The organism is Porticoccus sp. GXU_MW_L64 (assembly GCF_052983295.1).
In genome coordinates this window covers 240,419-259,836 of the sequence record NZ_JBRKJK010000004.1, presented here as the reverse complement: position 1 = coordinate 259,836, position 19,418 = coordinate 240,419, and the positions used below count along the sequence as shown (strand labels likewise).

20 protein-coding genes are annotated in these 19,418 nt (G+C 53.5%); 12 read left to right on the top strand and 8 right to left on the bottom strand.

The window, feature by feature from the left end:
* Positions 1-211: 211 nt before the first annotated feature.
* The 5 genes from ACVBEJ_RS04355 to ACVBEJ_RS04335 all read left to right on the top strand — a co-directional run bounded on the left by ACVBEJ_RS04355 (position 212) and on the right by ACVBEJ_RS04335 (position 1,969).
* Positions 212-703 (top strand): hypothetical protein, encoded by a 492-nt coding sequence (locus ACVBEJ_RS04355; protein WP_447128380.1) that lies wholly within the window; start codon positions 212-214, stop codon positions 701-703.
* A 24-nt stretch (positions 704-727) separates the two neighbouring features.
* Complete coding sequence (locus ACVBEJ_RS04350; RefSeq protein ID WP_447128379.1) at positions 728-1,084, top strand: hypothetical protein; 357 nt, start codon at positions 728-730, stop codon at positions 1,082-1,084.
* 61 nt (positions 1,085-1,145) lie between these two features.
* Positions 1,146-1,343 carry a helix-turn-helix domain-containing protein gene (locus ACVBEJ_RS04345; protein ID WP_447128378.1) on the top strand — a complete coding sequence of 66 codons (198 nt, stop codon included), beginning with the start codon at positions 1,146-1,148 and terminating at the stop codon, positions 1,341-1,343.
* A 130-nt stretch (positions 1,344-1,473) separates the two neighbouring features.
* Positions 1,474-1,767 carry a BrnT family toxin gene (locus ACVBEJ_RS04340; protein ID WP_447128377.1) on the top strand — a complete coding sequence of 98 codons (294 nt, stop codon included), beginning with the start codon at positions 1,474-1,476 and terminating at the stop codon, positions 1,765-1,767.
* Positions 1,688-1,969, top strand: a complete 282-nt coding sequence (locus ACVBEJ_RS04335; RefSeq protein WP_447128376.1) for a BrnA antitoxin family protein — start codon at positions 1,688-1,690, stop codon at positions 1,967-1,969. Before ACVBEJ_RS04340 ends, ACVBEJ_RS04335 begins: the two co-directional genes overlap by 80 nt.
* Positions 1,970-2,157: 188 nt before the next feature.
* On the opposite strand, the gene ACVBEJ_RS04330 is transcribed toward ACVBEJ_RS04335, so the two are convergent.
* From ACVBEJ_RS04330 to ACVBEJ_RS04320, 3 genes are all read right to left on the bottom strand, one after another.
* Positions 2,158-2,943 (bottom strand): ABC transporter ATP-binding protein, encoded by a 786-nt coding sequence (locus tag ACVBEJ_RS04330; RefSeq protein ID WP_447128375.1) that lies wholly within the window; start codon positions 2,941-2,943, stop codon positions 2,158-2,160.
* A 327-nt stretch (positions 2,944-3,270) separates the two neighbouring features.
* Positions 3,271-6,546 carry a WD40/YVTN/BNR-like repeat-containing protein gene (locus tag ACVBEJ_RS04325; RefSeq protein ID WP_447128374.1) on the bottom strand — a complete coding sequence of 1,092 codons (3,276 nt, stop codon included), beginning with the start codon at positions 6,544-6,546 and terminating at the stop codon, positions 3,271-3,273.
* Positions 6,547-6,575: 29 nt separating this feature from the next.
* Positions 6,576-7,103 carry a PepSY-associated TM helix domain-containing protein gene (locus ACVBEJ_RS04320; protein ID WP_447128373.1) on the bottom strand — a complete coding sequence of 176 codons (528 nt, stop codon included), beginning with the start codon at positions 7,101-7,103 and terminating at the stop codon, positions 6,576-6,578.
* Between the two features lie 140 nt (positions 7,104-7,243).
* Between ACVBEJ_RS04320 and ACVBEJ_RS04315 the strand changes: the two genes are divergently transcribed.
* Both ACVBEJ_RS04315 and ACVBEJ_RS04310 read left to right on the top strand, forming a co-directional pair.
* Positions 7,244-8,080, top strand: coding sequence for an HDOD domain-containing protein (locus ACVBEJ_RS04315; RefSeq protein WP_447128372.1), 837 nt, complete (start codon positions 7,244-7,246; stop codon positions 8,078-8,080).
* A gap of 72 nt (positions 8,081-8,152) precedes the next feature.
* A complete protein-coding gene (locus tag ACVBEJ_RS04310) occupies positions 8,153-8,872 on the top strand; it encodes an HAD family hydrolase (RefSeq protein ID WP_447128371.1) in 720 nt (239 codons plus the stop codon).
* A 264-nt stretch (positions 8,873-9,136) separates the two neighbouring features.
* Here the strand turns inward: ACVBEJ_RS04310 and ACVBEJ_RS04305 are convergent, their stop codons facing one another.
* The gene (locus ACVBEJ_RS04305; RefSeq protein WP_447128370.1) at positions 9,137-9,874 is read right to left on the bottom strand and encodes a GntR family transcriptional regulator; all 738 of its coding nucleotides are present in this window, start codon (positions 9,872-9,874) and stop codon (positions 9,137-9,139) included.
* A 142-nt stretch (positions 9,875-10,016) separates the two neighbouring features.
* On the opposite strand from ACVBEJ_RS04305, the gene ACVBEJ_RS04300 reads away from it, so the two are divergent.
* The 3 genes from ACVBEJ_RS04300 to ACVBEJ_RS04290 are packed head-to-tail and all read left to right on the top strand — an operon-like array spanning position 10,017 to position 14,023.
* Positions 10,017-12,410, top strand: a complete 2,394-nt coding sequence (locus ACVBEJ_RS04300; RefSeq protein WP_447128369.1) for a TonB-dependent receptor domain-containing protein — start codon at positions 10,017-10,019, stop codon at positions 12,408-12,410.
* Positions 12,411-12,442: 32 nt separating this feature from the next.
* Complete coding sequence (locus tag ACVBEJ_RS04295) at positions 12,443-12,682, top strand: hypothetical protein (protein ID WP_447128368.1); 240 nt, start codon at positions 12,443-12,445, stop codon at positions 12,680-12,682.
* Between the two features lie 12 nt (positions 12,683-12,694).
* On the top strand, positions 12,695-14,023 hold the full coding sequence (locus tag ACVBEJ_RS04290) for an MFS transporter (RefSeq protein ID WP_447128367.1): 1,329 nt from the start codon (positions 12,695-12,697) through the stop codon (positions 14,021-14,023).
* 239 nt (positions 14,024-14,262) lie between these two features.
* Here ACVBEJ_RS04290 and ACVBEJ_RS04285 read toward each other — a convergent pair whose 3' ends face one another.
* Positions 14,263-15,942: an alkaline phosphatase D family protein gene (locus tag ACVBEJ_RS04285; protein WP_447128366.1), complete on the bottom strand. Its 1,680-nt coding sequence runs from the start codon at positions 15,940-15,942 to the stop codon at positions 14,263-14,265.
* A gap of 88 nt (positions 15,943-16,030) precedes the next feature.
* Here ACVBEJ_RS04285 and ACVBEJ_RS04280 point away from each other — a divergent pair, with 88 nt between their 5' ends.
* Together ACVBEJ_RS04280 and ACVBEJ_RS04275 are read left to right on the top strand one after the other, a co-directional pair.
* Complete coding sequence (locus ACVBEJ_RS04280; RefSeq protein WP_447128365.1) at positions 16,031-16,366, top strand: type II toxin-antitoxin system RelE/ParE family toxin; 336 nt, start codon at positions 16,031-16,033, stop codon at positions 16,364-16,366.
* Positions 16,363-16,698, top strand: coding sequence for a HigA family addiction module antitoxin (locus ACVBEJ_RS04275; protein WP_447128364.1), 336 nt, complete (start codon positions 16,363-16,365; stop codon positions 16,696-16,698). The genes ACVBEJ_RS04280 and ACVBEJ_RS04275 overlap by 4 nt, the downstream gene beginning before the upstream one ends.
* A gap of 7 nt (positions 16,699-16,705) precedes the next feature.
* Here ACVBEJ_RS04275 and ACVBEJ_RS04270 read toward each other — a convergent pair whose 3' ends face one another.
* From ACVBEJ_RS04270 to ACVBEJ_RS04260, 3 genes are all read right to left on the bottom strand, one after another.
* Positions 16,706-18,178 (bottom strand): alanine/glycine:cation symporter family protein, encoded by a 1,473-nt coding sequence (locus tag ACVBEJ_RS04270; RefSeq protein ID WP_447128363.1) that lies wholly within the window; start codon positions 18,176-18,178, stop codon positions 16,706-16,708.
* 54 nt (positions 18,179-18,232) lie between these two features.
* Positions 18,233-18,712 (bottom strand): hypothetical protein, encoded by a 480-nt coding sequence (locus ACVBEJ_RS04265; RefSeq protein WP_447128362.1) that lies wholly within the window; start codon positions 18,710-18,712, stop codon positions 18,233-18,235.
* An 89-nt stretch (positions 18,713-18,801) separates the two neighbouring features.
* Positions 18,802-19,350: an FMN-binding protein gene (locus tag ACVBEJ_RS04260; RefSeq protein WP_447128361.1), complete on the bottom strand. Its 549-nt coding sequence runs from the start codon at positions 19,348-19,350 to the stop codon at positions 18,802-18,804.
* Positions 19,351-19,418: the final 68 nt, after the last annotated feature.

Genomic DNA, 19,418 nt, shown 5'->3' with positions numbered 1-19,418 from the left:
GCATAACATTGAGAAAATCGCCAATTACGGCGATATAAAGTAGTACACAGTGTTATCCACAAAAATATCTGCTTCATTCGCATAAAATGTGATTATGTTGAATGGATTTGGTTAAATGGCAAGCAGTTGAAACAGAGAGTATCGGCCTGTGAATAAACGAAATCTGAAAGCTGTTTTTCTACGGGCTCGTTATGTTTAAAGAGTTAAAGAAGTGAAATACGTAAAGCTGATCTTGGCTGGGGTGATGTTGGCAATTTCTACCATTGCCTCAGTAAAAATATTGTTCTTCGGGGTGTACGTCGAGGACATTACTCATTTAAAGACAATTCGAGGTGAGCTATCAAGTATTACCTGCAAAAAGAATCGCTATCTACGATCCATAAAATTAAAAGGTAATTCCACTCGCTATTGGTTGGAGCAGAAACCAAAGAGATTGCCCAGTTGTGAGTCTGCTAAGGAACAGTGGCCAATTGGTAGTAATGTTCAGCTCTCACACACTACTAGAAAGCCTGGTTCAGATACATATGCATATGTTTTAACTGTTAATGATATTGCTATATTTGGTTACGATGAGGCAGTGGAAAGTATAAATTCCTCTAAAAATATTGTTCTAGGTTACAGTGCATTTATATGGGGATTGTTGCTGGTCGTTGTGCTAGCTCGGAAAAATAAACATAACAAGCAAAGGCTGTCGGACGCGTAAACGCGCCGTAGCTTTGGGCGTTAGATGAATATGAAGAAATCACTACTACTGGCGGTATTCTTTTTGGCGGGTTGTAATGTGCCGAATAATATGATCGGCTACGAGATGTCATTTGATAAGCCCATTGAAAAATATTGTGTTGATAAAGTACTTCAGGAATATGATGGGGTTGAAAGTTTTAAGGCTGACCAGAAAATTTCTGTTTTTGAGATTAATAAATATGAAGTTGAATTCGAGTATGAATTTGAGTCGCAACTAGTGTCTGGCTATACAATTACTATTGATGGAATGTGGTTGGGCGAGGAAATCGGTGATTTTTATCGAAATGCAGAAGAAATACAAAGAGACCTTCATAAGGAAATTAAAGGCATATGCTATTAATGGTAACTTCATATAACAAGCGTATGTTGGCCGCCCCTACGGGGCTGGGACGGTCTTCGCGATGCTCAGCCCGCCTTCGCCACCACAAGTAATACGCTCAAAACTCAAAATGTCGCAGTCGGCATTTGCTGGATTATTAGGTGTCAGTATGCGTACGCTCCAAGATTGGGAGCAGGGTCGACGTGAACCGCAAGGGCCAGCTATAGCTTTGCTCCGTATTGCGGAACAGCACCCTGAGGTATTCTCCCAGCTTCACTAAGCGTGTAACAAATTGCTGCACTCCATCTTTACACAAAACGCTCTCCGCAGTATGTGCCGGTGAGCAAGGTGTTAACTGCTATTTACAATTCGCGCCTTGACTATAATTACAGTGTAGTTATAGTGTCGTTGTGAGCTATCTAACATTCGAATGGGACGAGAAAAAGGACGCCTCTAATCAAAAGAAACATGGCGTTTCCTTTGGCGAGGCGAAATCAGTCTTTAGCGATCAATTTGCTCGCCTGATTGCCGACCCTCAACATTCTGATGATGAAGATAGGTTTATCTTGATGGGCACAAGCATAGAGTCCCGGCTTTTGGTGGTGTGCCATTGTGTCAGGGTCAATGATTCAATTCGCATCATTTCTGCCCGAAAAGCGGATAGGCAAGAACGTGCAATTTATGAAGGCTTCCGTCATGCGTAAACACTACGACTTTTCAAAATCTGTCCCAAATCCATACGCTCAGAAACTAAAGAGACAAATCACCATTCGCCTAGACGAAGATACTATCGCGTATTTTAAAGATATGGCCGAAAATAAATGCATTCCTTATCAAAGTCTAATTAACTTGTATCTCCGTGATTGTGCCCAGACACATCGCGAGCTTAAATTGCAGTGGCAGTAGGGTCAGCAGGGTTAACAGTTAACGAATAAGGAAAAGCACTTGGACACAGTAAAGCTTAAGGCGTAAAGGTTTTAAGGAAAGAATCTTTGCAATGACCAAACCGCACTCCTCGCATCTGGATGGACCCCTTTTCAGTCGCCAACAGTGGCAGATATGAAACCTCGACAGGCCCTAACCGTTCGCCCACATCAGCTATCTGCAACTACCTGATAATGCTCTTTGTGGCAGACCACTTTTAGCGGCGTATTAAAGCATTCGCTGATATTGCTGTCGGTGAGCACCTCCGGTTTATTTCCGTCCGCCAATATTTTTCCCTCTTTCAACAGAATCACTCGCTGAATATCCGGCACTATTTCATACAGGTGGTGAGTGACCAGTATCAGGCTCACACCCTCCTGCATCATTTGCCGCATTATGCCGATGGTTTGCTGGCAGCCTTGCATGTCCAGGCCGGTGGTGGGTTCGTCGAACAGCATGACGTCGGGGCGGTTGATCATGGCTCGCGCCAGTAGCAGGCGGCGTTGTTGGCCGGTGGACAGGCTGCCGTAGGTACGACGGCGCAGGTGTTCTATGCCCAGTTCTTGCATCAGGGCGATGGCGGTTTGCAGTTGTTGGTCGCTCACTTGGTGGTGTTGCCAGATGCTGTCGCTGTCGAAGTAGCCAGACAGCACCACATTAATGCCCGGCGCACCGTACATGGTGTGGCTTTGCAGGTCGTGGGATACCAGGCCCATGTGCTGACGCAGTTCGTTTTTGGCCCAGCGTTCGTGGCCCAGCAGGTGCAATTTGTGGCGTTTGTCTGCCACTGGGTAGAGCTCCCCGGACAGCAGTTTTAGCAGGGTGGATTTGCCGGAGCCGTTGGCGCCGATGATGGCGGTGTGCTGGCCCTGTTCTATGGTGAGGTTGAGGTTGTTGTAAACCAGGGTGTCGCCGTTGTAGAGGGTGAGGTCGCTGATTTCGAATAGAGGGGGCATGGCTGGGCTCAGTTGTGTGTAACTATTCAGCTCACGCGTCAAAACGCGCATGGTTGTGTTAAAAATTGATCATTTACATATGTAAACTCAACAATTTTCGCCTTGCCCTGCACGTTTTGACACGCAATCTGAACAGTTACAGGACATACTGAATAGTTATAGTTGTGTTTTGCGGGGGAGCTTACCGCACGTTTGTGCTATGAGCCACAGGGGGAGGTATTGTCATTCTGAGCGCAGCGAAGAATCTCAAATGTTGGTGAGTTTGAGATGCTTCGCTGCGCTCAGGATGACAGGGGAGCGATTTTTTAGACGACAGGGGCGGGGACTTTATAGTCCCCGCCCTGGTGTCCAGGGGGCACCGATTTTATCCAGTGTATTTTCCAGTTCCACCAGTTTGCGCTCGCCGGCTTTCAGCATGCTTTCCAAATCGCCGTACTGTTTTTCGGCAATCTGGTAGGCGCTGCGGTAGGTGCCGATGGGCGCTGCCTGGGAATTCCAGTGGCCACCGATGATGGAGCCGATGCGCTGGTTCAGGCTCATGGGAGCCGGTTCATTGGCGCCGGTTTTGATGCGGTCGCCATTGAGCAGTTGCCCGGCGCCGCGCAGTTGCCCTTGCAGGGCGCGGGCCTGTTGCGCCAGGTCTTCACCGGCTTGCGGACTGATGTGGATGGTTTTCAGCACGTGCTTGAGGCGGTTGTCCAGCTCGCCCAGATAGCGTCCGGCGGCCGCAATCCTGCTGTTCAGCGCTGCGGTTTGCTGCTGGAAGGCCAACAGAGCCGGGCGGTCACTGGTGGTGAGCGCGCCAACACCCAGTTCGGTGAGGTTAAAGCTCTGTGGCTGTGACAGGGCACTGAGCTTGCCCTGCTGACGCTGCATCAGTTGCACCTGATATTGGCCAGTGGCAGCCAGCGGCTCTGCGGATGCGCCACCCCAGGGGCTCGCTTCACGGCTTTGCAGTTCTACCGGCTCCTGGGATTCCAGGCGGAAGTCCCAGGCGACCCGGTGCAGGCCTTTACCGGTGCTGGCATTGACGCGGCGAATCACCTTGCCGTTGGCATCGCTCACTTGCAGCCAAACCTTGGGGGCTTCTTCATTGGCTTCTGTGTGCAGGGCATCCCAGCTTGGGTAAGGGGTGTCCTTGCCGTCTTTTTGCAGTTTTTTCTCGCTGGCCTGGCGTTTGGACTTGGCGGTTTTCAGGCCGTCGCGCAGGTAGTAGCTAAACACCACACCGTAATCCGGGTTGGGGGCGATAAAGAAGTTGTCGCCCATCATGCCCTTGTCGCTGTGGTAGCCACCCCAGCGGCGGGTTTCGATGTAGATGGGGGTGTCTTTCACCGGAAACAGGGTGGCTGCGCTGTTGTTCAGCTCGCTTTCCTGGGTGCGCAGCGGGCTGTAGTCGTCCAGCACGTAGATGCCGCGGCCAAAGGTGCCCACCAACAGGTCACTTTCCCGGCGCTGAATGTCCAGGTCGCGCACCGCAATGGTGGGAATGCCTTTCAGTTGCTTCCAGCTGCCGCCGCCGTTTTGACTGAAAAACAGGCCGTATTCGGTGCCCACAAACAGCAGGTTGGGGTCTACGTGGTCTTCCATAATGGTGTGCACGGTGCCGCGCTGAGGCAGGTTGGCGGCGATGGAGGTCCAGCTTTTGCCCCGGTTGCTGGATTTCAGCACATAGGGTTTGGCGTCGCCGCGCTTGTGGTTGTCGAACACTGCGTACAGCACGTCTTTGTTGTGGCGGGAGAATTGCAGGTCTTCCACCAGGCTCATGTCTGGCACGCCTTTGAATTTGCTGTAGCGTGCCCAGTTTTTGCCGCCGTCACTGGTGACGTGAATCAGGCCGTCGTCGGTGCCGGTGGCGATCAGGCCTTCCTGCAGGGTGCTTTCGTCCAGGGCAATCAGCGAGCCGTACACGGAGGTGGAGTCGTTTTTGGCAATGGCGTCGATGCTCCACACCCGGCCCATCACGTCCAGTGTGTTGCGGTCCAGGCCGCGGGACAGGTCGCCGGAAATGGCCTGCCAGCTCTCGCCGCGATCGTCGGAGCGGAACAGCTTTTCGGCACCGTAGTACAGGCGTTGGTGGTTGTGGGGGCTGATCAGCAGCGGTGAGCTCCAGTTCCAGCGCAGGGCGTTTTCACCTTCTTGCGATTGCGGGGTGATGTACACTTTTTCGCGGGTCTGGCGGTCGATGCGGGTCAGGCCGCCGTACTGGTACTGGGAGTAGATAATGTCCGGGTTGGTGGGGTCGACGGCGGGTTCAAAGCCGTCACCGCTGAGGGTGACGGTCCAGTCGCTGTTGGTAATGCCTTCCACCGAGGTGTTGCGCACGGCGGTGCCCAGGGTGTTGTTGTCCTGGGTGCCGCCATACACGTTGTAGAACGGCAGGTCGTTGTCGGTGGCCACCCGATAGAACTGGGTCAGGGGCAGGTTGCGCAGGTGGTTCCAGTGCTGGCCGTTGTCAAAACTTTCGTACACGCCGCCATCGCCGCCAATGCGAATATGGTTGGTGTGTTGCGGGTTTACCCACAGGGTGTGGTCGTCTACGTGGCGGGCACGGATTCCCAGTTGCTCAAAGGTTTTGCCGCCGTCCAGGGAAACTTTACTGAAGGTGTCCAGCACAAACAGTTTGTTTGGGTTGCGGGGGTCTACCACCATCTCCTGGTAATACTGGGGGCTGGAGGTGAGGGTGTTGGAGCGCTTCTCCCAGCTTTCGCCAAAGTTGGTGGTGCGGTAGACGCCCTTGTCGGCGTCGTTGGCTTCGACAATGGCGTACACCGTACCGGGTTGGCTGGGGGCTGCGGCCAGACCAATGCGGCCCAGTTCGCTGCCGGGCAGCCCTTTGCTGAGCTTGCGCCAGGTTTTGCCGCCATCGCTGGATTTGTGTATTGCCGAGCCGGGGCCGCCGTTAATCAGCGTCCACACATGGCGGCGGCGCTGGTAGGATGAGGCGATCATTTCGTCCGGGTTGTTGGTGTTAATAACCACTTCGTTGATGCCGGTGTGTTTGTCGATATCCAGCACCCGCTGCCAGTTTTGGCCGCCGTCGGTGGTGAGGTACAGGCCCCGGTCGCCGCCGTCAGACCACAGCGGCCCCTGGGACGCGACAAATACCCGGTTGCTGTCGCGGGGGTCGATAATAATCTGGCTGATGTGGCCGGACTTTTTCAGCCCCATGTTTTTGAAGCTCTTGCCGCCGTCTGTGGATTTATACACGCCGTCGCCATCCGCCACCGAGCGCTGCGAGTTGTTCTCGCCGGTGCCTACCCAGATAACGTCCGGGTTCTTCGGGTCCAGCTCCACCACGCCGATGGCGTAGGAACCGTAGTTGTCGAAGATGGGTGTCCAGGTGGTGCCGGCGTTTTCGGTTTTCCATACGCCACCGGAGGCTACGCCTGCGTAGTATTTATGTGGCTGCCCCGGCACTACGGCAAAGTCGGAAATGCGCCCGCCGGTGTGGGCGGAGCCGATGCCCCGCAGCTTGATATTGGAATACGCCGATGAGGTATCGCTGGCGCTGTCTTTGGCGGCCACAGCAGGCAGCGCCGCAGTAATCGCCAGTGCACAGCCCAGGGCGGCAATGGTTTTTGGTAGTTGTGTAAGTGGCATAACGTCCCTCCAGTGAAAACTTGTGTGAATTATTGACTGGCAAGCCGCTTGTGTTTTTGCCAGCGTTTGTAGTGAATCAGTGCGAACAGATATATCCCCGTCAGCCACAATACCAGCAGCAAAATACCTGCGGGCAGGAACAGCCCCAGTTTGGCCCAATCCGCAAACCAGCTGCCATCGTGGATGGCCTCAATCACATCGGAGCGGCGTTTGGCCAGCAGCAGCACTTCGCCGCTGTGGGAGTCTATCTGCGCCTCCCAGTTGTTGGCGGCGACAAACTTCACCACGCCTTTGCCGGGTTTCACATCCACCCGTTCCAGTTCAGACCAATGCTGCACCTCCATTTCGGGAATGGCTGTAACCACTGCAAATAACTGGTCAAAACGTTGCGTGGGCACTGCCTGACGCTGCTCGCCTTTTTGCGTGGGTGGTTGAATCCAGTTGATCTCTTTTTTCAGCATCAGCAAAATGCCGGTGCCAATAGTGGCCAGCAGCGGCAGGGCGATGATGATCGACCCCCAATGGTGAATTTTGCGGTAGAGTATTTGTGACTTCATACAGTCTTGATTTGGGCAAAAACGCTATCCTGCAGACAGGGCAGTTGGCGATACAGCCGCCAACTATACTTGACTGCTTATGATTCGGCATAAGTATGTACGACGAATAACAAAAATTAACACTTTGGAGAAACAACAAAATGGACAAACACCCACTGGCCGAGGCACTGGAAGACGCGATTCAACAGGGCAATCTGGAATTGCCCATGCTGCCTGCAGTGGCCAACCAGGTGATCCAGCTCACCATGGACCCGGAATCTTCCAGCGAACAACTGGCGGAATTGTTGCAGCGCGACCAGGCGCTGGCGGGGCACGCCATGCGCATCGCCAATTCCGCCGCCTATTCTCCCGTCAAAAAAATGGATTCTTTGCAGCAGGCCATTACCCGCTTGGGTATGCGCGCCATTGCCGAAATTTCTTTGGCCTCTACCCTCAGTGCCAAACTCTTTAAAGTGCCCGGCTACGAGTGGCGTGCTATTGAAATCTGGAAGCACTCACTGGCCACGGCCCTGTGGAGCAAGGAAATATGCCGCCAACTGCGCAGTAACCAGGACACCGTATTTCTGGCCGCGCTGCTTCATTCTATTGGCCGCCCGGTGGTGCTGCAGGGGGTTTTGGTGTTGGCTGGCAAACTGGGGGTTGAGCCGATGCCCGCTGTGGTTCAGCAGCTGGAAGATCAGTATCAGCAGCAGGTGGGCCTGAAAGTCTGCCGGGACTGGACGATGCCATCACTGGTGATTCAGGCAATCAACCAACTGGACAGCGACGAGGCCACCAACCGCAATAACGACCCGGTAGCCATTATTCAGGCTTCCATTGCGTTTGCCCGCCACACCGTTGACCCGGACACGCTGACTGAAGATGCATTGCGCCGCCAGCCGGAATTGGCGGCGCTGGGTTTGACGGAAGATCAACTGGACAAGCTGTTTGAACAGCGCGAAAGCCTGGAAAATACCCTGACAACGATTGCGGGTTAAGGTTTTTGGGCTCTTGTCTTTTGGTCTACACCAAAATAGAATCTCCGCGATTTTTATCTATGCGGTTTGAAAATGACTTCACTCGCTCAACCCGGTGTTCCGCCGACCGTGGAAAAAATTGGCCAGGCCTCCCGGTCTATTGTTGCCTTTGATCTGGATGAAACCCTGATCAACGGCGATTGCGCGCAGTTGTGGCTGGAATTTTTAATGGACCAAGGCTGGCAAATTGCAGCGGCTTATGAGCGGTGCTGCCAGTTGATGTCCAGCTACGACAACGGCCATATGGATATGGAGCGTTACATGGCGAGCTGGCTGCAGCCGTTGCTGGGTAAATCCATCGGTGACTTGTCGCCGCTGTTGAACCAGTTTGCCGAGCAGTGGATTGCCCCGCGCATTTATGCAGAGGCCCGCGACGAGCTGGAGCAACATCGCGCCCAGGGCCATGTGCCGTTGATTATTTCCGCCAGCCCGGACTTTCTTGTCAGGGCCATTGGTCGCCTGCTGGGTGTGTCTGACTGCATCGCCATTGCGGTGGCTCTGGAAGACGGCGCAATTACCGGCCATTGCCACCCGCCCATCAGTTACCGCGAAGGTAAAATTCTCTGTTTGCAACAATGGCTGGGAGTGCAGAATTTTCCGCAGCTGGAAAACTCCGTACGCTATTTTTATTCCGATTCCCACAACGACCTGCCGCTGCTGGAACAAGTGGCCAACCCCTGTGTTGTCAACCCGGATGCCCGCCTCGCTGAAGCCGCTGCAGAGCGCGGTTGGCGAGTTGTTCGCTGGGGCTGAGTGTCACGAAAATTGCCGAATGACGAGGGAGAAAGTAGTCCGTCATCGCGAGCGAAGCGCGGCGATCTTGTCCAGGATGGCAGAGGACTTGAGGCAATGTTGTAATCGGATGGAGATTGCCGCGTCACCTTCGGATTGACTCACACCATCCATGGTATTCGGCCTACGGCCGTCTTCGACGCCCAAATCGGCTTTCCTGCCGATTTGTCTTGCAATGACGGAGAAAAAGTAGTCCCGTCATCGCCGCGCTCTTTATTCAAAGGGTCAGGTAAAAGTCAGTGTCGCCTGGTTTTCGATTTGCAGGGCATCGTGACGCCAGTGTTCTTCGTCGTACTCCAACACCTGTCCCTTGTTGTCGCTGATGACCCGCACCAGTTTCAGGCCGAGGGCGCCTTCGTTGGTTTCCAGATAAGCGGCTTGGGGGTTTAACAGGCAGGTGGTATCGACACTGACATCGAATACCAGGCTCTTCAGTTTGAAGTCGTTTTTCAGTATGCCGGTGATTGAACTGGACAAATCTTTTTGCTCCATGCCCGGCATGGTTTTTGGGTTAAACCACAAGCGCTCCACCAGCACCGGGCGTTCATCGACAGAGCGTATGCGGATCAGGTGTACGGCGTGAGCCCGTGGGTCCATTTGCAGTGCTTCGGCAATGTGTTGGGGGGGCTTGAGTTTTTCCTGACTGACCACTTTGGTGTGTGGCTGAAAACCCTGCTCCGCCGCATACTGCAAAAAGGAAATGTGGCGCATGGGGTTGTAGCGCAGCTTGCGCAGGCAAACAAACCAGCCGACCCGATTCTGGCGAAAAATTAACCCTTCGTTTTCCAGTTGCGCCAGTGCTTGCCGCAGCGTAGGCCGGGTAATGGCGAACTGTTCGCACAACTCTCTTTCCGTGGGCAGCTGCTCACCCGTGGCCAGTTGCCCGGACTGTATTTGCCGGGTAAGTACATCGCGAACATAAGCGTAGGCGTAGGAGAAACGACTGTTGGGATTCTGGGTCATTGGCTACCTGCAATCTGTACCCTTGGTTTAAAGCAAAATATAACCATCACATTCAAGACACAAAACTATCACAGTATTGTCACACACCACCTCTAAAATTCCCTTCGAGCTTTTGGTATAGACCAATATTAAGGGGAAACTTATGTTCAATCAAACTCAACTCAAAGACGTTCAGAAAAAGCTGTTGACGGTTGCCATTGCTTCTACAGTGTGTGGCTACGCCATGGCTGACAGCAACGACAAAACAGTTATTGACGAGGAAATCGTTACCACCGCCCGTGCCCAACTGCTGGGCTTTGGTGAATCTCACGCCAACAACACCATTCGCCTGGAAGACATCAAGTCGCAAACACCGGCCAATGACGTGTTGAATTTTATCAACCGCCTGCCCGGTGTAAACGTGACCCAGGGCGATGCCATCGGCAGTAACGACTGGTCCACCCGGGTATCTATTCGCGGTATGACCAATGGCCGCAGCGACAGCCAGGTCGGTTATATGGTGGATGGTATGCCCAACGGTGCATCCAACTACGGCGGTGGCCAGAAGCCCAATCGCTTTATCGACAGCGAGAATGTTGCCCGCATCAATGTGGGCCAGAACGCCTCCGACATCAGCAGTGCGTCCAACTCGGCACTGGGCGGCACGGTGCGTTACTACAGCAATGACCCCAGCAATGAGTTCGCGGTTAAAACCCAGATTACCGGCGGCGACGATGAATTGCGCCGCGGCTTTTTCCGCATTGACAGCGGTGAAGTTGCCGATGGTCTGACCTCTTACCTGAGCTACTCGGAATCCTCCGTTGCCTCCTGGATCGGTGCCGGCTCCGGCGACTTCGACCGTCAGCACGCCGACCTTAAAGTGGTCAAGGATTACGACGATGGCCTGACCATCAAATTCAAAGGCTCTTACAACTACCGCAACGAAAACGACTTCGACTCTGTCAGTTTGCAGGACTTCCGCGACGACCCCACTACCGATGGCCTGGTGGACGTATTTTCTTTTGATACCGTTGCCGACTTCCGTCCGGCCTGGGGCGGCACTCGCCGCGACAACGCTTTCTCTCTGGAAATCAGCAAAGATAATGGCGAAGACGGCAAGTTCTCGGTCACCCCGTACTACCACAAACAATCCGGTGCCGGCTGGTGGGCGCCTCCCTACGTGTGGTCCAAGCCCGATGGCCAGATTGAAGGCGCGCGCGGCCCCCGTGAATACTTTGCCAACACCTTTGCGCGGGACGCCGATGGCATTATGACTGCTGCCGCCTCTCCCATCGATGTATCCGGCAACCCCTGCCTGGCAGGGCTGTACGCCAATGACGAAGTGGCCTTTGAGCTCAACCCCGCCTTCGACTGTGCCAGTGCACAGCGGGTTGCCACTCGTCGCCGTTCCGGTTACGCCACCGACCGCCTGGGTTTTACTGCCGAAAACGAAATGTACTTCGGCAACCACAATGTGACTGTGGGTGCCTGGTTTGAATATCAGGATCGCGACAACGGCCGCGAATGGTTCTTCCTGGACGCCAACGACCCCGGCACCATCAACCCGTCTCAGGACGACCTGTTCCACCGGGATTTTGACCGCAACTTCGAAACCGCGACCACGCGCCTCTATGTTGAAGATCGCATCGACATGGACAAGTTTGAAGTGACCGCCGGCTTGGTGTGGCACCGTGTGGATACCGAGTACGTGTCGCGTATCGACAGCGTTAATCTGGAACAAACCCGCGACGAACTGTTGCCCAAACTGGGTGTGGTTTACCGCATGGATGATTCTTCGGAATTCTTTGCGTCTTACTCGCGCAACGTCAAAATGCTGTCGGAAGGTCTGCTGACTTCTGGCGATACCCGCCTGCTGAACCCGGAAACGTCCGACAACGTGGACCTGGGCTATCGTTGGAATGGCGACAAGATGGGCCTGGTGGTTCAGGTGTTCTCCCAGCGCTTTAACGACCGTTTGGGCTCCGTCAATGTGGCCGCCTCTGGCGGTGATATTTTTGCGGAAACAGACGCCAACTTCCTCAACATCGGCGGTGTGGAAAACAACGGCCTGGAATTTGCCATGTCCTACGACATTTCCGATACCCTGAGCATGTACAGCTCTTACTCTTACCTGAGTGCCAAATACAGCGAAACCGAAGGTGCTGGCGAGAGCATTCGCGAAGGCGAGCGCATCCTCAACGTGCCGGAAAATCAGTTGTTTGGTGAAATCACCTGGACTCCGGAAGCACTGGACAGAAACCTGCGCCTGAGCCTGAATGTGAAGCACGTTGGCGAAGTGGTTGGCCTCAACGAACAACGGGACGAAAACCAGCAGGTACTGCGCGCTGGAGAAGCGCTGGACGCTTACACACTGGTTGGCCTGTCCGCCACTTACTCACTGCAGGAAGTGATCGGCCTGAAAGACCTGGAATTCCAGCTGAATGCCATCAACCTTCTGGACGAACAATACCTGTCCGGCACCGACGGCGACCAGGGCGGCCTGTACTTCCTGGGTGCTCCGCAAACCCTGAGCATGACCATTCGCGCCAGCTTCTAACGATAATAATTATCCCTCCCCCCTCGGACGATTTGCCCGGCAGGAAACTGCCGGGTTTTTTTGCCTGTGGCTTGTTACCGGCATTGGAGCAAGGCGCACACTGTTGGGTAAACACTATGTGGGATAAGCTGAGCCCGGGCCATTATGACGATTTGTGTGTGCTAAACCCGGACAAACACTGGGGCCACTTGATAAATTTGGGCGTCACTATGTTTCAGACAGATCGCCCTCAAGCGTTGATTGAGTACTTGTCTGAAAACAATATGAAATAGTAACCGCTAAAAATGATAGAGCTGTTCTTGGGGTTTTTCAAAAAAAGTAAAGCAATTTCTGTTCGCAATGATTCAGATCCGGATGTAGTTCGCGAGCTGCGTCGCCGAAAGTGGTCAGTATTTCTGACCATTACCTTCGGTTACGGTTTTTACTATGTCTGTCGTTTAAGTTTTAGTGTGGCGAAAAAGCCAATGGCGGATGCCGGTGTCTTTGATGCTTCTGAAATGGGGGTTATTGGTTCTGCGCTTTTCTTTGCTTATGCTTTCGGCAAACTAACCAACGGAATACTCGCCGACCGAGTTAATGTGCGCAAGTTTATGTTTATAGGGCTGTTTGTTTCTGCCCTGGTGAATATCGCCCTGGGTTTCACTTCTGTATTCTGGTTGTTTTTGCTGCTCTGGGCAACCAATGGCTGGTTCCAGTCATTTGGTGCCCCCAGTAGTGTTGTTTCCATTTCTCATTGGTTCGGAGGTAAAGAGCGGGGCAGTTTTTATGGTATGTGGTCTAGCAGCCACAATATCGGTGAAGCAATTACATTTATTGCCACGGCTGTGGTTATAACTCAACTTGGTTGGGAGTGGGGTTTCAGGGTAGCCGGCGTCCTTTGCCTGATTATGTCTTTGTTTATCTGGCGCTTTCTCTATGAGCGCCCTGAAGTTTATGGCTTGCCTGCGGTAGTTCATCCGGTCAACAAACAATCACGAAGTCTGGGGCAGAAACAATGGGCTGTTTTTAAAAATCCATATGTATGGATACTGGCTTTGGCCAGCGCCTTTTTTTATGTTACCCGCTACGCCATCAATAGCTGGGGTGTTTTTTTTCTGGAGGCTGAGAAAGGTTATAGCACCATTGAAGCAAGCTCCATTGTGTCAGCCAATGCGCTTGCTGGAATATTGGGAACCTTTTTTTCTGGCATTCTTTCAGACAAGTTCTTCAAGGGCAAAAGAAATCTGCCTGCACTCATATTCGGCATTCTTTATGCGCTGGCTACGGCCCTTTTTGTATTGGGCCCAAAAGATCCCGCTATCGATACTCTCAGCATGGTTCTCTTTGGTTTGGCTTTGGGAGTGTTGTTGGTATATCTCGGTGGTTTAATGGCGGTGGATATATGCTCCAAAGAAACTTCCGGTACAGCCTTGGGGGTTGTTGGTGTGGCCAGCTATATGGGGGCAGGATTTCAGGATATTCTCAGTGGTGTGTTGATCGAAAATCATAAAACCGTCATTGACGGTCAAACGATTTATAATTTTGATGCCGCAGGCATGGTGTGGATTGGCGCCGCTATTATCTCTCTGATACTGGCGACTTTTGTATGGAAGGCGAACAGGCCGGATATGTAAATGCAATAATGCACTTTTTAAAGTTGATTGTGGCCTCTACGAAATCTGACAAGGGTTATCTCAAAATTTCACTCAAATTCAAGGCGCTGATTTTCTGTCTGTGGCAGAGATTCAGGTCTTCTGCCACACGGATTGAGATCGCCGCGCTTCGCTCGCGATGACAGGTCGAAAGTAGCGACCCACTAATTGCTCGCACCCCCTGGCTTGTCATCGCGAGCGCAGCGCGGCGATCCAGCGGCTTAATAACCGCCAAAGGCCAGACTGCCGTTTTTGTGGGCAATGCGTATTTGCCGGAGGATTTTTGTTTTGAAGCGGCGGTCTTTAACGTTATCAACGGTAATAAAATCCACTTCAGCCTTGTCGCGAGTCAGCATCAGTTTTACAAAGCCGCGATGCAGGCAGTCGGTCCATAATACCTCTTTGTTGTGCTCTGCCATCATGTGATCCAATTGACGGGCGGCGTCCGGGCTGTAAGGCTCAAAATCCCCGGGAGAGGTAATGCCCGGTGCGCCCAGTTCCACACCCATGGCGTTGCCGCTGTCATCAAATAACTGATTGGCCCAAAACGCGTGGCTGTCGCCGGTGAGTACCAGAAAGTCGGAAACCCCCTGTTGCCGGGCAAGCTGATACAGGCGTTCGCGTGCGGCGGGGTAACCGTCCCAGGTATCCAGAAACAGGGGCAAATCCTGGTCGCCCACATTGAGGTAATAATCCAGCTCTTTGAGAACTTCCGGGGGCAGCTTTTCGGTGCTGGGCACTTTATCGCGTATTTTCGGCATGTGGGTACGGGCCATGGGAATCTGGTTGCCGATCAGCTTCCAGGGGCGTTGATTGGCCACGGACTCTGCCAGGCTATCGGCAAAAAATTGTGTCATTTCTGCAGAAATCATATTGCGTTCAGGATCGCCCAGTACCTTGCTTAAAAATTCCTGCCGCTGTTGCGGTGTGTGGATATTGGGCAGGTGTTCGCCGTAGTCGATCTGTTTGTCGCGGCCGCTATGACGGGTTTCCAGCGTGGTTAGCGAAGCCAGGTCGCCAAAGGTAAAGTGACGCCACAACTGTTCGCGCTTCATGCCTTTGCCGGGCTCGCGAATGGGCATCCACTCGTAATATGCCTGCACTGATGCGTTCCGCCGGGATGTCCATTCTCCTTCGCTGCCAGGCTGGTGATTTTGCGCCCCGTGCATGTAGGGGTTGTTGGCACTTTCGTGATCGTCCCAGGTAGGGATCAACGGGTGGGAGGCATGCATCAGGCGAGAGCCCTGGTCGGTTTTATACTGCCCGTGGCGCAGCCGGTAGTCTTCCAGAGTGACGGTTTCATGGGGTGGAATATGCTCGCGCCCCAGTTGACGACCGGTTTCGGCACTCCAGGCGTTTTCCCCGCCGTACTCGTAAATGTAATCCCCCAAATGCAACACAAAATCCACATCGGGGTCGGCAGCGATCACTTCGTAACCATTGAAATAACCGAAGGCGTAATTGGAGCAGGAGGCAACAGCCAGGGTCAGTTTGTCCAGCGAGCCGGCAGGTAATGTGCGGGTGCGGCCCGGTTCGGAGCTGATGCCGTTGCAGCGGAAACGGTAATAGTAGGTTTGTCCCGGTTTCAGGTTTTGCACGTCAATTTTGACGGTGTGGTCGCGGGAACTGTTGGTGATAACCGAGCCGCGCTGTATGGGGTTTTGCAGGGATTTATCCGCAAACAGCTCCCAGGAAACTGGCGTATCCCCTTGAGCGGAAACCCGCGTCCAGATAATCAGGCTGGTGTGAGTGGGGTCGCCGCTGGCCACGCCGTGAGAAAAAAGTTGATTGCCAGCAGGCTCTGCCAGCGCCGCCAACACCTGGTTGCTCCAGCCGCCCAATACAACGCCAGACGTGGTGGCAGCCCGCAAAAAACGCCGCCGGGAAATAGGAAATGCCATTGATAGTTATCCAATAATATGGTTTTTGGTGTAGACCAAAATAAGGGGTGTGGGTGGCAGTTTTGTGACAGCCGTAGCTCAATCTTAAATGTGGTTTTGTATAGCATGGAAGCCGTGCTATTATGCTCTCATGATCGTCTCGTTTAAGGACAAAGGAAGCGAAGATGTTTTTAGCGGCATCGCCTCAAGGCGGGCCAGAAAAACATGTCCTCAAGCTATTTGGAAAATTGCAGGACGTAAACTGGATCAGCTGGATTCTGTGACCCGTTTGGAGGAGCTTAAAATCCCCCCTGGAAACAATTTGGAATCTTTATCGGGTAATCGCGCTGGGCAATACAGCATTCGTATAAATCAACAGTACCGTATTTGCTTTGTTTGGACAGACACTGGTCCAGATAGAGTTGAAATAACGGATTATCATTGAATTTAGGTGGCATCATGGTTCGTGTACCGACAAAAAGAGAGCCGACACATCCTGGCGAGATGCTTCTGGAAGAATTTCTTGCGCCAATGGGTATCAGTCAGCGGGAGCTGGCCGATGCCATTCGGGTTCCTTATCAGCGTGTTAATGAGCTGATTAACAAGAAGCGTGGGGTAACACCAAGTACGGCACTTCGTCTGGCGCGGTTTTTTGATATGTCTGCTGATTTTTGGCTGGGCCTGCAAATGCGTTGGGATTTGTACAAAGCGCAAGAAGCAGAGACGGACAGTTTAAAAATGATCCGGGATTATCATCACTTGAAAAAAACCGCTTAAGCGCTTTTTATCTTTCCTCCCAAAATTCTGCATTCTTTATCCCCAACTTTTCCGGCGAAAAAACAATTTCTTTGTCGCCGGATTTTCTCTGCCGTTCATAATCCCTCAGCGCTTTGATCGCCGGGCGGCCAATGCAGAAAATAATAATCATGGCGATGATATTGACCCAGGCCATCAGGCCCACGCCAATGTCTCCCAGCCCCCAGGCAAGGTTGGCGGCTTTGACGGTGCCGTAGAACACCATGGCCATCAGGCCAACTTTAAAGGCGGTCATGGCGTGGGGAATTTTCAGGGTGCGTTCCATGTAGGCCAGATTGCTTTCGGCGATATAGAAGTAGGCCAGCAGGGTTGTAAACGAGAAGAAGAATAATGCCACCGCCACAAACGGGCTGCCCACGCCGGGTGCGATGCTTTCAATGGCCAGTTGGGTAAACGCCGGGCTGTTGGCGTCGACGCTGGCGGCCAGGTTTTGAATCAGGAAACCGCCCTCCGGGTTGTGCACGTTGTAAGCGCCGGTAATCAAAATCATAAAGGCGGTGGCGCTGCACACAAACAGGGTGTCGATATACACGGAAAACGCCTGCACCAACCCTTGCTGGGCCGGGTGTTTTACTTCGGCAGCGGCGGCGGCGTGGGGGGTGGTGCCCTGGCCGGCTTCGTTGGAATACACCCCGCGTTTTACACCCCAGCCGATAGCGGCGCCTACACCCGCCATGGGGTTCATGGCATCGCCGATAATCAGCGTTACCATGGCGGGCAGTTGGTCGATATGCAGGGCAATAATCACACAGGAGGTAACGATATAGGCCAGCGCCATAAAAGGCACAGCCACCTGGGTAAAGTGCGCGATGCGCTTAACACCGCCGAATACGATCACGCCTAGCAGGGTGACCACACAGAGCGCGGTTATGATTTTGGTGGTGCTGACCTGCCCAAATACGGTATCCAGCAAGGCGCCAGCGCCCACCGCCTGTTCCAGCGCATTGCCAATGGCGTTGGACTGCACGGTGGGCAGCAGAAAACCGCAGGCGACAATGGTGGCGATGGCAAATATCCAGGCGTACCATTTCTGGCCCATGGCTTTTTCGATGTAATAGGCGGGGCCGCCGCGGTACTGGCCCTGTTGTACTTCCTTGTAAATTTGCGCGAGTGTGGCTTCCACAAACGCGGTGGCGGCACCCAAAAAGGCCACCATCCACATCCAGAATACCGCCCCGGGCCCACCAAAACCGATGGCGGCGGCTACGCCGGCAATGTTGCCGGTACCCACCCGGCCCGACAGGGACATGGTTAATGCCTGGAAGGAAGAAATGCCCCGTTCGGAATCTTTGTTGTTTATCAGCAGGCGCAGCATTTCGCGAAACTGTCGCACCTGCACAAAGCGGGTGGCGATGGAGTAAAACAACCCGGCGGCGAGAAACAGGCCGATAAAAGCGGGGCTCCAGATAACGCCGTTAATAAAATCGATTGTAAGTTGCATGCCCGCCTGCTGTGTAAGGTTGGTGTCTATTGTAGGGCGAGCATAAAGAAGTGATCAGTTGCGGACAAGCTGTCCTGTGGATTGACGCCTTTTTGTGCGCCGTTTTTTTCTGGCCCGATAAATATGCACTGTCAGCAGCAACGGCAATAACAGCCCCACGGCGGCGTGGATATTGGCCACCCAAGCGCGCACATCTTCGTTGGCCAGGTAGTACAGCAGCCAGGCGCTGACCACCATCAGTGCGGCGGCAATGGCCATGGCTACCCCCATGGGGTGACGTTTTTTTGCGGGCCAGGTGTTGGCTACATGGCCCACAAAAAACGCCCCCAGTAACATCATCATTAAAAATGCCGCGCCGCCGTGTACTTGCAGCAGAGGGAACTGCAAGGGGTGACGTTCCGGGCCGAAGGCCCCTTCAATACGCACCCAGCGGCTGAGTATGTAAAAGCCGGTGCCGGTGCCCCAACTGGTGGCCAGCACCCCGTAAAGAGTGCGCCGCCAGTGTTTGCCAATTTTTACGTAAATGCCGGACATATTCGCTTTCAGCCGATGTCATTCTGAGCGCAGCGAAGAATCCCCATGTTTATATCAGTGGAGAAATCCTCTGCCGCACTCAAAGTCGGTTATAAATGCCGTAACACCAACTCCCAGGTATGCGTCAGGCGATTGATGCCGTCGGTGAGGTGGCGACAGGACAGGGTGGCCCCGGAAATATTTTGAATATCCCGCCGCAGTTTCAGGGATTGCGGCGATGTGCCGGCAGGGGTTTTGGCCCCCGGTTTCCAGTTGCTGAACTGGGCGCGCCACTTGGAGTTGCGCACTTCGTGGCCGTAAGTTTCCCGGTAGGTCAGTACCTCGATGCCGCGCACCGAGCCGTCGGCATTCAGGCCCACTGCCAGGTCAATGTTTTCGTGCTTGCCAATCACCTGATCGAGAATAAACCAGCCGCCATCGGCGGTGCGCCAGGCGTTTATGTCCAGGTTGCGCACCCGCACTCTGCTGGCTTTTTTGATGGCTTTGGCCTGTTGTTTGTCGAGCGTGATTGATACCGCTTTCATGGCGGTATCGCCCCAGATAATGTTGCGGGCTTGGTCCATGGTTAGAAAGGTTTCTGCCTGGACAGCACTATTCAGCAGCATTAGAGAGGCGAAAGCAAAAATAAGGTGTTTCATGGCGGTTCCTATTGGAGGCTAACTGTCATTGCGAGGCCAAAGGCCGCGGCAATCTTCACCAGCCTGGC

Bases quoted from the DNA above. Each gene is read 5' to 3' on its own strand.
- ACVBEJ_RS04270 (WP_447128363.1), bottom strand. From the start codon at position 18,178: ATGCAACTTACAATCGATTTTATTAACGGCGTTATCTGGAGCCCCGCT.
- ACVBEJ_RS04280 (WP_447128365.1), top strand. From the start codon at position 16,031: ATGTGGTTTTGTATAGCATGGAAGCCGTGCTATTATGCTCTCATGATC.
- ACVBEJ_RS04285 (WP_447128366.1), bottom strand. From the start codon at position 15,942: ATGGCATTTCCTATTTCCCGGCGGCGTTTTTTGCGGGCTGCCACCACG.
- ACVBEJ_RS04315 (WP_447128372.1), top strand. From the start codon at position 7,244: ATGGACAAACACCCACTGGCCGAGGCACTGGAAGACGCGATTCAACAG.
- ACVBEJ_RS04350 (WP_447128379.1), top strand. From the start codon at position 728: ATGAATATGAAGAAATCACTACTACTGGCGGTATTCTTTTTGGCGGGT.
- ACVBEJ_RS04320 (WP_447128373.1), bottom strand. From the start codon at position 7,103: ATGAAGTCACAAATACTCTACCGCAAAATTCACCATTGGGGGTCGATC.
- ACVBEJ_RS04300 (WP_447128369.1), top strand. From the start codon at position 10,017: ATGTTCAATCAAACTCAACTCAAAGACGTTCAGAAAAAGCTGTTGACG.
- ACVBEJ_RS04305 (WP_447128370.1), bottom strand. From the start codon at position 9,874: ATGACCCAGAATCCCAACAGTCGTTTCTCCTACGCCTACGCTTATGTT.
- ACVBEJ_RS04290 (WP_447128367.1), top strand. From the start codon at position 12,695: ATGATAGAGCTGTTCTTGGGGTTTTTCAAAAAAAGTAAAGCAATTTCT.
- ACVBEJ_RS04345 (WP_447128378.1), top strand. From the start codon at position 1,146: ATGCTCAGCCCGCCTTCGCCACCACAAGTAATACGCTCAAAACTCAAA.
- ACVBEJ_RS04310 (WP_447128371.1), top strand. From the start codon at position 8,153: ATGACTTCACTCGCTCAACCCGGTGTTCCGCCGACCGTGGAAAAAATT.
- ACVBEJ_RS04330 (WP_447128375.1), bottom strand. From the start codon at position 2,943: ATGCCCCCTCTATTCGAAATCAGCGACCTCACCCTCTACAACGGCGAC.
- ACVBEJ_RS04265 (WP_447128362.1), bottom strand. From the start codon at position 18,712: ATGTCCGGCATTTACGTAAAAATTGGCAAACACTGGCGGCGCACTCTT.
- ACVBEJ_RS04260 (WP_447128361.1), bottom strand. From the start codon at position 19,350: ATGAAACACCTTATTTTTGCTTTCGCCTCTCTAATGCTGCTGAATAGT.
- ACVBEJ_RS04325 (WP_447128374.1), bottom strand. From the start codon at position 6,546: ATGCCACTTACACAACTACCAAAAACCATTGCCGCCCTGGGCTGTGCA.
- ACVBEJ_RS04335 (WP_447128376.1), top strand. From the start codon at position 1,688: ATGATTCAATTCGCATCATTTCTGCCCGAAAAGCGGATAGGCAAGAAC.